Annotated in this window: 1 protein-coding gene; it reads left to right on the top strand. The window is 75.1% G+C overall.

Translation table 11 applies throughout. The features are described from left to right. The coding region (locus tag AC07FT_RS35395) for a type I polyketide synthase (protein WP_479180246.1) at positions 1-12,803 on the top strand (12,803 nt) is incomplete at its 5' end. Between the last annotated feature and the right edge of the window lie 24 nt (positions 12,804-12,827).

The following is a 12,827-nucleotide window of genomic DNA, read 5'->3' as shown; positions in this document are numbered from 1 at the left end:
GGATGGCATCGGTCCAGTTGCCGGCCGCCGACCTGGGTCCGTATCTGGAGCCGTGGGGTGAGCGGTTGTCGGTGGCCGCGGTCAACGGCCCGTCGAGCACGGTGCTGTCGGGTGACACCGAGGCCGTCCACGGGATCGTGGAGCAGCTGGTCGCCCGCGACATCACGGCCCGGGTCGTCCCCGTGGACTACGCCTCGCACTCCGCGCAGGTCGAGGAGATCCGGGACACCCTGTTGACCTCGCTGGCCGGTGTCGCCCCGGCCCGGTCCGCGGTTCCGTTCTACTCGACCGTCGACGCCGCCTGGTGTGACACCGGCACGCTGGACGCCGCCTACTGGTACCGCAATCTGCGCGAACCCGTGCGCTTCGAGGAAGCCGTCCGCGGGCTGCTGGACCAGGGCTACGGCTTCTTCGTCGAGACCAGCGCCCATCCGGTGCTCACCATCGGAGTCGAGCAGACCGTCGAGGCCGCCGCCCCGGAGCACCCGGTCGCCGTCCTCGCCACCCTCCGCCGGGACGAGGGCGGCCCCGACCGCTTCCTGCTCGCACTCGGCCAGGCCCATACCCGGGGTCTCTCACCCGACTGGACACGGGTGTTCGACGGCCACGGTCCGGCCGCCGATCTGCCCACCTACGCGTTCACCCGGCGCCGCTACTGGCTGGAGCACACCAGCCCCGCCGAGAGCGTCCCGGCCCCGGCGGTGGATCCCGAGGAGGACCGGTTCTGGGAAGCCGTCCGCACCGGAGATCTGCCACGGCTGACCGCGGCCCTCGGCGTCGGCCCCGACGAACCGCTCAGCGCCGTGCTGCCCGCGCTGGCCACCTGGCGGGAGCGGCGCGCCGAACTGGCCACGGTCGACTCATGGCGCTACCGGCTCAGCTGGCAGCCCCTGACCGACCCGGTCGTGTCCCGGCTGTCCGGCAGCTGGCTCGTCGTGCTGCCCGCCGTGCTCACCGATGACCCGCGGACGGCCGCCTGCGTCCAGGCACTCGAAGACGCCGGAGCCGTCGTGGTGACCGTCGCCCTCGAACACACCGACACCGCGCCACGGCCGCTGGCCACCAAGCTCACCGGCGCCCTCACCACCGCCGGGGCATCACCCGCGGGCATCCTGTCGCTGCTGGCCACCGATGAACGGCCGCATCCGGACCATCCGTCGGTGCCGGTCGGCACCGCCCTGGGCCTCGCCCTCGTCCAGGCACTCCAGGAGGCCGGGCTGTCCGCCCCGTTGTGGTGGGCGACCCGCGGCGCGGTGTCCGTCGGCGCGGCCGACGCCCCCGTCAGCCCGGCCCAGCACACCAGTTGGGGTCTGGGCAGGGTGGCCGCCCTGGAGTACCCGCGCGGCTGGGGCGGACTGGTCGATCTGCCCCCGGAGCTCGACAGCCGCACCGCCGCCCGGTTCACCGGTGTGCTCGCCGGACGCGGCGACGAGGACCAGGTGGCCGTACGCGAGACGGGCGTCCTCGCCCGCCGGCTCGTCCCCGCCCCGCTGGACGGCGCGCCGCCGCCGCGGTCATGGACCCCGCGCGGCACCACACTGATCACCGGTGGCACCGGTGGCCTCGGCGCGTACGTCGCCCGCTGGCTCGCCCGCAACGGCGCCGAACACCTCGTCCTGGTCAGCCGACGCGGACCCGAGGCACCGGGGGCGGCCGGGCTCCGCGAGGAGCTGACCGCGCTGGGCGCCCGCACCACCGTGGCGTCCTGCGACATCACCGACCGAGACGCGCTGTCGGCGCTGGTGTCGGGTCTGGAGGCGGACGGCTGCCGGATCCGCTCGGTCATGCACGCCGCGGGCGGCGGCTCACTCGTCCCGCTCGCCGACACCTGTCTCGAGGAGTTCGCCGACACCCTGAGCGCCAAGGCGGGCGGCGCGGCGCATCTGGACGCCCTCTTCGACCGCGACGACCTCGACGCCTTCGTCCTGTTCTCCTCCATCTCCGGGGTCTGGGGCAGCGCGATCCACGGCGCCTACGCCGCCGCCAACGCCTACCTGGACGGACTCGCCGAGAACCGCCGGGCCCGCGGTCTGGCCGCCACCTCCGTGGTGTGGGGCATCTGGAGCCCCGAGAACGGCGCCGGTATGGCGGCCAACCTGGTCGAGGAACAACTGCGGGCGCAGGGCGTCGTCTTCATGCCGCCCGCCACCTGTGTGACCGCCCTCGGCCAGGTGCTGGACCACGACGAGACCCTGGTCCTGGTCGCCGACATCGACTGGAGCCGGTTCGCCCCGGTGTTCACCACCGGCCGCCCCAGCCCGCTCATCAGCGGGGTACCCGCGGCCCGTGCCGCGCTGGAGCCCGCCGCCGCCACCGCGGCGGACGGCGCCGACGGCGATCCGGCCGCCGCACCGCTGCGCGCCCGGCTGCGCGAACTGCCCGACACCGAGGGCGAACGCGTGCTGGACGACCTCGTCCGCGCCGAGGCCGCCGGGGTACTCGGACATGACTCGGCCGACGCGATCGCCTCCGACCGCGCCTTCCGCGACCTCGGCTTCGACTCGCTCACCGCCGTGGAGATGCGCAACCGGCTCGCCACCGCCACCGGGCTCACCCTTCCCGTCACCCTGGTCTTCGACCACACCTCGCCCACCGCCCTCGCCCGCCACCTGCGGGACGAACTCCTCGGCGAGCGGACCGCGTCGCCGGCACCGGCGGCGCCCCCGGTGCTCCGCGCCGCCGCGGCGGACGACGACCCGGTCGTCATCGTGGCCATGAGCTGCCGCTACCCCGGCGGTGTCGACACCCCCGACGCCCTGTGGCGGCTCGTCGCCGACGGCCGTGACGCGGTCGCCGAACTCCCCGCCGACCGCGGCTGGGACCTCGACGCGCTCTACGACGCCGATCCCGAACGGCCCGGCACCAGCTACGCGGCCACCGGTGGCTTCGTCTACGACGCGGGACGGTTCGACGCGGGCTTCTTCGGCATCTCGCCCCGTGAGGCCCTCGCCATGGACCCGCAGCAGCGGCTGTTGCTGGAGACCTCCTGGGAGGCGCTGGAGCGGGCCGGGATCGACCCCGCCACTCTGCGCGGCAGCCGCACCGGCATCTTCGCCGGTGCCGCCTACCAGGGGTACGGCGGCAGCATGCGGGACGTCCCCGACGAACTCGAGGGGCTCTTCGTCGCGGGTATCTCCACCAGTGTGCTGTCCGGCCGGGTCGCGTACACCCTGGGCCTGGAGGGCCCCGCGGTGACGGTGGACACGGCCTGCTCCTCCTCGCTCGTCGCCGTCCACCTCGCCGCCCAGGCCCTCCGCCGCGGCGAATGCGCACTGGCCCTGGCCGGTGGAGCCACCGTGATCGGCACCCCGCTGACGTTCACCGGCTTCAGCCGCCAGCGCGGACTGGCTCCCGACGGCCGCTGCAAGTCCTTCGCGGCCTCCGCGGACGGGTTCGGCATGGCCGAGGGCGTCGGACTGCTGCTCCTGGAGCGGCTCAGCGACGCCCGCCGCAACGGCCATCCGGTGCTCGCCGTCCTGCGCGGCTCCGCCGTCAACCAGGACGGTGCCAGCAACGGGCTGACCGCCCCCAGCGGCCTCGCCCAGCAGCGCGTCATCACCGAGGCGCTCGCCGACGCCGGACTCACCGCTGCCGACGTCGACGCGGTGGAGGCCCACGGCACCGGCACCACGCTCGGTGACCCCATCGAGGCCCAGGCCATCCTGGCCACCTACGGTCAGGGGCGCCCCGCCGAACGGCCGCTGCTGCTCGGCTCGCTGAAGTCCAACATCGGCCACAGCCAGGCCGCCGCCGGGGTCGCGGGCGTGATGAAGATGGTGCTCGCCATGCGGCACGGGGAACTCCCCGCCACCCTGCACGTGGACGAGCCCACCCCGAACGTCGACTGGTCGGCCGGTGAGGTGCGGCTGCTGACCGAGGCCACTCCGTGGCCCGAGGACGGCCACCCCCGGTGTGCCGGAGTGTCCTCCTTCGGCCTGAGCGGCACCAACGCCCACGTCATCGTGGAACAGCCGCCCGCCGGACCGCGGGTGGAACAGCCCGGCTCCGCGGGTCGGGAGACCTGTGTGCCCTGGGTGCTGTACGGGCGCGGCGCCGACGCCGTCCGCGACCAGGCGGCGCGGCTGCGCGCCCACCTCGCCGGGCGGCCGGAGCTGACACCCGCCGACATCGGCCGTTCCCTGGCCACCGGCCGCACCGCCTTCGAGCACCGGGCCGCCGTCGTCGGCGACGACCGGGAGACACTCCTCGCCGGACTCGACGCGCTGATCGACGGCCGGACCGGCGAGAGGGCCGTCCGCGGCACCGCGGTCCGGGACCCGCGCCCGGTGTTCGTCTTCCCCGGCCAGGGCTCCCAGTGGGCCGGAATGGCCGGTGAACTCCTCGACACCTCACCGGTGTTCGCTTCAGCCATCGCCGCTTGTGCCGACGCCCTCGCCCCGCACCTCGACTGGTCCCTCCTCGACGTGCTGCGCGAAGCGCCCGGCGCCCCGCCGCTGGACCGGGTCGACGTCGTCCAGCCGGTCCTGTTCGCCGTCATGGTGTCCCTGGCCGAGGTGTGGCGCGCCCACGGTGTCGAGCCCGCCGCCGTCGTGGGCCACTCCCAGGGCGAGATCGCCGCCGCCCACGTGGCCGGAGCCCTCACACTCGAGGACGCCGCCCGTGTGGTGGCCCTGCGCAGCAAGGAACTGCGGGCCCTGATCGGCCATGGCGGCATGCTCTACATCCCGCTCCCGCAGCGGGACGTCGAGGAGCGGCTCGCCCCGTGGACCGGACGGCTGAGTGTCGCCGCCGTCAACGGCCCCACCACCGTGACCGTCTCCGGCGACCCCGCGTCGCTCGAGGAACTCCACACCCGGCTCGCCGACGACGGCGTCCTGTGCTGGCCCATCCCCGGAGTCGACTTCGCCGGACACTCCCCGCAGATCGAGGAGGTCCGCGGGGAACTCCTCACCGCCCTCGGCGGGATCACCCCGCGCGCCTCCCGCGTCCCCTTCTACTCGACCGTGACCGGCGGCGTGCTCGACACCGACGCCCTCGACGCCGGGTACTGGTACCGCAACCTGCGGCAGCCGGTGCTCTTCCACACGGCCGTCGAAGCCCTCGTCGCCGCCGGACACCGGCTGTTCGTCGAGACCAGCACCCACCCCGCCCTCACCGTCTGGCTCCAGGAGTCCCTGGAGGCGGCCAGCGGGTCCGGCGGCGCGGTCGGCACCCTGCACCGCGGTGAGGGCGGCCGCAAGAGGTTCCTCACCTCCCTCGCCGAACTCCATGTGCTCGGCCACCCGGTGGACTGGGACACCGTCTTCGAGGGCACCGGAGCGCGCCCCTGCGAGCTGCCCACCTACGCCTTCCAGCGCGACCACTACTGGCTGGAGCCCGCCCCTCCCGCCGTGTCCGGCGCCGACGGGAACGACGCCGCGGGAGCCCGTCCGCGCTTCTGGGACGCCGTGGCGGAGGGCGACCTCGACGCGCTCACCACGACCCTCGGCGTCGAGGACGACACGACCCGCGACGCGATGGGCACGGTCCTGCCCGCCCTCTCCCGGTGGCTGCTCGCCGACCGCGGCCGGACCACCCTCGACGGCTGGCGCTACCGCGTCATCTGGACCGCGCTGCCCCGGGCTCGCGACACGCGCCTCGACGGTACGTGGTGGGTCGTCGTCCCCGCCGCCGGCCATCACCCCGCCCTCGCCGACTGCCTGACCGCACTGCGCGACCACGGCGCCGCCCCCCGCCTCGTCGAAGTCGGCCATGACACCGGGCGTACCGAGCTCGCCACGCTGCTGCGCAGCCTCGCCGAGGAGGACCCGGCCGAGGGCGTGCTGTCGCTGCTCGCCCTGGCCGAGGCCCCGCACGGCGCCGGGGCGCTGCTGCCCGCCGGGCTGGCCCTCACCACCACCCTGCTCCAGGCGCTCGGCGACGCCGAGGTGCGCACCCCGCTGTGGTGCGCGACCCGCGGCGCCGTCGCCGTGGGCCGCTCCGACACCCTCGACGCCCCCCTCCAGGCCCTCACCTGGGGCCTCGGAGGTGTCGCGGCCGTCGAACACCCCGAACGCTGGGCGGGCCTCCTCGACCTCCCCGCCCGGCTCGACACCCGGGCGCGCGCCCGGCTCGCCGGAGCACTGGCCGGCCAGGACGGCGAGGACCAGCTCGCCCTCCGCGCCTCCGGGGTCTTCGCCCGGCGCCTCGTCCGCGCCACCTCCTCCCACGACGCCGACAGCACGCCCTGGATTCCCGACGGCACCGTGCTCATCACCGGTGCGACCGGCCGCCTCGGCATCCGTCTGGCCCGCCGGCTCGCCCACCGCGGCACCGCACATCTCCTGCTGGTCAGCCGCCGTGGCCCCGACGCCCCCGAAGCCGACCGGCTGGCCGCCGAACTCACCGCCCTGGGAACCGAGTTCACCTTCGCCGCATGCGACACCGCGGACCGCGACGCCCTGGCCCGCCTCCTCGCCACCATCCCCGCGGACCGCCCGCTGCGCGCGGTATTCCACGCCGCCGGAGTCCTCGACGACGGGGTGCTCGCCACCCTCACCCCCGAGCGCGCGGCCGCCGTCCTGCGTCCCAAGGCCGATGCCGCATATCACCTCGACGAACTCACCCGGGACACCACCGGCCTCAGGGCCTTCGTGATGTTCTCCTCGCTCGCCGGCACCCTCGGCGGCACCGGCCAGGGCAGCTACGCCGCCGCCAACGCCTACCTCGACGCCCTGGCCCGGGCGCGCCGCGACCGCGGGCTGCCCGCCACCTCCGTGGCCTGGGGACTGTGGGGCGGTGACAGCCTCGCCGCGGGTGCGGTGGGCCGGCGGCTGGTCCGGGACGGACTGCCCGCCATGGACCCCGAACTCGCCCTCGACGCCCTGTGGCAGGCGCTCCAGGACGATGAGACCCGGCTGACCGTCGCCGATATCGCCTGGGACCGCTTCACCCGCGCCTACACCGCGCTGCGTCCGAGCGCCGCCCTCAGCGAACTGCCCGACGCACGCCGCGCCCTCGCCGACGGCGCCTCAGGAGACGGTGCCGCGGGGGAGTCGGACACCTTCGCCCGCCGACTGGCCGGGCTGTCCGCCACCGAGCGCGTCCGCCACCTCACCGACCTGGTGCGCACCCACGCCGCCGCCGTGCTCGGCCACGCCGACCCCACCGCGATCGAACCGGAGCGGGCGTTCAAGGACATCGGCTTCGACTCGCTCACCGCGGTGGAACTGCGCAACGGGCTGTCCGGGGCCACCGGGGTGCCGCTGCCGGTGACCCTGGTCTTCGACCACCCCACCACCGCGGCCCTGGTGGACCACCTCCACCGGGAACTCGCCGGTACGGGGGAGACGTCCGCCCCGCCGCCGGCGGCCGCACCGGCCCCCGACGACGACCCCATCGCCATCGTCGCGATGAGCTGCCGCTTCCCCGGCGGCGTCCGCACCCCCGAGGAGTTCTGGCAGCTCCTCACCGACGGCAGGGACGCCATCGGGGAGTTCCCCGCCGACCGCGGCTGGGACCTGGCCGGACTCTACGACCCCGATCCCGACCGTGTCGGCCGGACCTACGCCCGCGAGGGCGGGTTCCTCTACGACGCCCACCACTTCGACCCCGCCTTCTTCGGCATCTCGCCCCGCGAGGCCCTGGCCATCGACCCGCAGCAGCGCCTGCTCCTGGAACTCGCCTGGGAGGCGTTCGAACGGGCGGGCGTGGACCCGCGGTCCGTCCGCGGCGGGGACGGCGGTGTCTTCGTCGGCTCCAGCTACCGTGACTACGGCTCCCGGGTCACCGAACCCTCCGAGGAGTTCGAGGGCTACCTGGGCATCGGCAGCGCGGGCAGTGTCGCCTCCGGCCGGATCGCCTACACCTTCGGACTGGAGGGCCCGGCGGTGACGGTGGACACGGCCTGCTCCTCCTCGCTCGTCGCTGTCCACCTCGCCGCCCAGGCGCTGCGCGGCGGTGAGTGCTCCCTGGCACTCGCCGGAGGTGTCACCGTGATGGCGACACCGGGCGCATTCGTCGAGTTCAGCCGTCAGCGCGGACTGGCCGCCGACGCACGCTGCAAGCCGTTCGCCGCCGCCGCGGACGGCACCGCCTGGGCCGAGGGCGCGGGTCTGGTGCTTCTGGAGCGGCTGTCGGACGCACGCCGCAACGGCCACCCCGTACTGGCCCTCGTACGCGGCTCGGCCGTCAACCAGGACGGCGCCAGCAACGGCCTCACCGCCCCCAACGGCCCGTCCCAGCAACGGGTCATCCGCCAGGCCCTGGCCGGTGCCGGACTGGCCCCGGAAGACGTCGACGCGGTGGAGGCCCACGGCACCGGCACCCGGCTGGGCGACCCGATCGAGGCTCAGGCGCTGCTCGCCACCTACGGTCAGGGGCGCCCCGCCGAACGGCCGCTGCTGCTCGGCTCGCTGAAGTCCAACATCGGCCACAGCCAGGCCGCCGCCGGTATCGCCGGGGTCATCAAGATGGTGCTGGCGATGCGCCACGGCTCCCTCCCGGCCACGCTGCACATCGACGCACCCACCCCCTACGTGGACTGGTCGGCCGGGGCGGTGCGGCTGCTCACCGAGTCCACCGCCTGGCCCGACGGCGACCGTCCGCGCCGGGCCGGGGTGTCCTCCTTCGGCGTCAGCGGCACCAACGCGCACACCATCCTGGAACAGGCACCGGTACGGCCCGCCGTGGCACCCCCGTCCACCACCCGCGCCGTCGTCCCCTGGCTGCTGTCGGCCCGCACCACCGAGGCCCTGCGCGTCCAGGCGGAACGGCTGCTGGCCGAGGTCACCGGTGGGCCCGGACCGGACCCGGCCGACATCGGCCGGACGCTGGCCACCGGCCGCGGCGCCCTGACGTACCGGGCCGCCGTCGTCGGCGAGGACCACGCGCAACTCCTCGACGGGCTCAAGGCGATCGCCGCCGCCGCGCCCCACCCGGGCGTCCTCACCGGCGCGTCCCGCACCGGTGGGAAGACCGCCTTCCTCTTCCCCGGACAGGGCAGTCAGCGGCCCGGGATGGGCGCCGCGCTCTACGCGGACTCTCCCGTGTTCGCCGATGCCTTCGACGAGGTGTGCGCGGCGTTCGACCCGCTCCTCGACCGGCCGCTGCGCGCGGTGGCGCACGCCGCCGCCGGCACCGAGGACGCGGCGCTGCTGAACACCACGGCCTTCACCCAGCCCGCGCTGTTCGCCGTGGGAGTGGCGCTGTACCGGCTGGTGGAGTCCTACGGGGTGCTGCCGGACTTCGTCACCGGCCACTCCATCGGCCAGCTCACCGCGGCCCATGTGGCCGGAGTGCTCTCCCTGCCGGACGCCGCCGCCCTGGTGGCCGCGCGCGGCAGGCTGATGCAGGCCCTGCCCGCCGGCGGTGCCATGGTCGCGCTGACCGTACCCGAAGCGGAACTCCTGCCCCGGCTGGAGGGCCACGAGGGGGAGATCGCGGTGGCAGCCGTCAACGGACCCGCCGCCACCGTCCTGTCCGGTGACGCACCGGCGGTGGCGGAGTTCGAGGCGCACTGGCGGGCCGCGGGCCACAAGACCAAGCGGCTCACCGTCAGCCACGCCTTCCACTCCCCGCATATGGACGCCGTCCTGGACGACTTCCGCGCCGTCGCCGAGCGGATCACCTTCCGCGCGCCGGAGATCCCCGTGGTCTGCGATCTGACCGGAGCCCTCGCGGATCCCGCCGAGCTCGCGTCCCCCGGCCACTGGGTCCGCCATATCCGCGGCACCGTGCGCTTCCTGGACGCCGTACGGACGCTGGAGTCCGAAGGGGTCACCGCCTTCGTGGAGCTGGGGCCCGACGGGGCGCTGACCGCCCTCGGCCAGGACTGTCTGACCGCCCCCGGCGACGGCACCGCCATGGTCGGTCTGCTGCGCAAGGGCTCGGCGGAGTCCGTCGCGGTCACCACCGCCCTGGCCCGGCTGCACGTCCACGGCGTACCCGTGGACTGGGAGCCGCTGTTCCGCGGCATCGGCACCGGCCACCCCGCCGATCTGCCCACCTACCCCTTCGAGCGCACCCGCTACTGGCTCCCCGCCACCCCGCCCGCCGGTGATATGCCCGCCGCGGGTCTGCAACCGGCCGGGCACCCGCTGCTCGGCGCGGGCTCCCCGCTCGCCGACACCGGCGGTCACCTCTTCACCGGGCGGCTGTCGGTGGCCACCCAGCCCTGGCTGGCCGACCACGCCGTGTACGGCGGCGCCCTGTTCCCGGCCACCGCCTTCCTCGAACTGGCCGTGCACGCAGGGGACCGGGTGGGCTGCCCCGAGGTGGAGGAACTCACCCTGGAGGCGCCGCTGACCCTGTCCGCCGACACCGCCGTGACCCTCCAGCTCACCGTCCAGCCGCCCGGCGGTGACGGAGGCCGTGCCTTCGCGGTCCACGCCCGGCCCGCCGACGCCGCTCCCGGCGACCCCTGGACCCGGCACGCCGGGGGCAGGCTGACCACCGGCGGACCGACCGGCCCGGAGGTGCCCGGCGATCTCACCGCCTGGCCGCCCGCCGGAGCGGAGCCCGTCGGCATCGACGGCCTCTACCAGCGCCTGGCCGACGGCGGGTTCGGCTACGGTCCGGCCTTCCAGGGGCTCCGCGCCGTCTGGCGCCTGGGCGACGAGGTGTACGCCGAGGCCCGGCTGCCCGAGGAGCACCGGACGGACGCGGCCCACTACGGGCTCCACCCGGCGCTGCTGGACAGCGTGCTGCACTCGCTGGCGTTCGGCGTCCTCGACGGCAGCGAACAGGGCTGGCTGCCGTTCTCCTGGAGCGGGGTCCGGCTGTACGCGTCGGGAGCCACCGTGCTGCGGCTGCGGATGACGCCTGCCGGACCGGAATCGGTCGCCCTGGCCGTGGCCGACGCGACCGGTGCCCCGGTCGCCTCCGCACGCTCGCTCGTCCTCCGGCCGGTGTCGGCCGAGCGGGTCGGCGGCGCGCGCACCGGGACGCACCCGGACATGTTCCGCCTGGAGTGGCCGGCTCTCGCCCCCAGCCCCCTCCTGTCCGACGCCCCGGCCCTCCTGGGAGCGGACCTGCCCGGCTGGCTCACCACCGCCCTGACCCCGTGCGGGGTGTACCCGGACCTCGATGCCCTCGGAGCGGCGGTGGACGCGGGAGCCTCCGTTCCCCGCCTCGTCGTGACGGCGGTGGGCACGGCGACCGCGGACGATCCGGCCGACGCCGTCCGGGACACCACCGTCCGCACCCTCGCCCTGGTCCGGGCCTGGCTCGCCGATCCGCGTCACGAGCACGCCACGCTGGCCGTGGTGACCGGTGGCGGTGTGCCCACCGCTCCCGAGGACGACGTACCGGACCTGGCACACGCGGCGGTCTGGGGCCTGCTCCGGTCCGCGCAGACCGAGAACCCCGGCCGCTTCGTCCTCCTCGACACCGACGACGACCCGGCTTCACACACCGCGCTCGCCACCGCGCTCGCCACCGGCGAACCGCAGATCGCGCTGCGCGCCGGAACGCCGCTCGCCGCCCGGCTGGCCCGGGTGCCCCGGTCCGTGCCCGGTCGTGACACCCCGTGGGACCCCGACGGCACCGTGCTGATCACCGGTGGCACCGGCGCCCTGGGCTCCCTGACCGCCCGCCATCTGGTCCGTACCCATGGGGTGCGCCATCTCGTGCTCACCAGCCGCAGCGGTCCCGCCGCCGACGGCGCGGACGCGCTGTGTGCCGAACTGATCTCCCTCGGGGCCGAGGTGGACATCGTCGCGTGCGACGCCGCCGACCGGCAGGCGCTGCGGAAGGTGCTGGGTTCCCTGCCCCGTCCGCTGACCGGGGTGGTGCACACCGCCGGTGTCATCGAGGACGGTGTCATCGCCGATATGACGCATGAGCAGCTGGAGCGGGTGCTGCGTCCCAAGGCCGAGGCCGCGGTGAACCTGGACGAGCTGACCGACGAGCTGGGGCTCGACCCGTCCGCGTTCGTCCTCTTCTCCTCCATCGCCGGTGTCTTCGGCGGGATGGGCCAGGCCAACTACGCCGCGGCCAACGCCTTCCTGGACGCGCTCGCCCACCGGCGCCGCGCCCGGGGGCGCGCGGCCACCTCGCTGGCCTGGGGGCTGTGGGCGGGCACCGGCGGGATGACCGGCCATCTGACCGACGCCGACCTCGCCCGTATCGCCCGCGGCGGCATCGTCGCCTTCGGCCCCGACGAGGGACTCGCCCTCTTCGACGCGGCCACCGCTCTGGACGCCCCGGTGCTCCTGCCCCTGCGGCTGGATGTGGGGGCCATCGCGGCACAGAACGCGGCCGAGGACATCCCGGCCTTCCTGCGCGGCCTGGTGCGGCCCCCCGCCCGCCGCGCCGCCGCGGGCGAGGACACCGGAGGGGACGGCGCCGACGCCCTCCAGCGGCGGCTGACCGGTCTGAGCGCCCCGCAGCGCGACCGCGTCCTCACCGACCTGGTCCGCGGCCACGCGGCCCTGGTCCTCGGATTCCCCGACCCGGCCGCCGTGGACACCGAACAGCCCTTGCTGGACCTCGGTTTCGACTCGCTGACCGCGGTGGAACTGCGCAACCGGCTGCGTACCGCCACCGGTCTGGCCCTGCCCGCCACCCTGCTGTTCGACCATCCGACGGCTCGAGCGGTCGCCCGCCACCTGGATACGGAACTCGGTCCGGCGTCCGGCACACCGGACCCGGCGGCACTGGCCGGACTCGACCGGCTGGAGGCCGCGCTCCGTGACGGCGCCACCGACGAGGACACCCGGGCCGCCCTGGCCGACCGGCTCCAGAACCTCCTGAAGAGCCTGCTGCCGGACACCGGGCCCGGCGACGGCGTCGAACAGCGGATGGACTCCGCCACCGATGACGAACTCTTCGACTTCCTCGACAACGAACTGGGCACACCGTGACACCGCCGACGGTCCGCCGAAGGA

The organism is Streptomyces sp. NPDC045899, from assembly GCF_056431485.1.
Note: the sequence above shows the minus strand (reverse complement) of the source record. Positions and strands in the feature narration are given on the sequence as shown.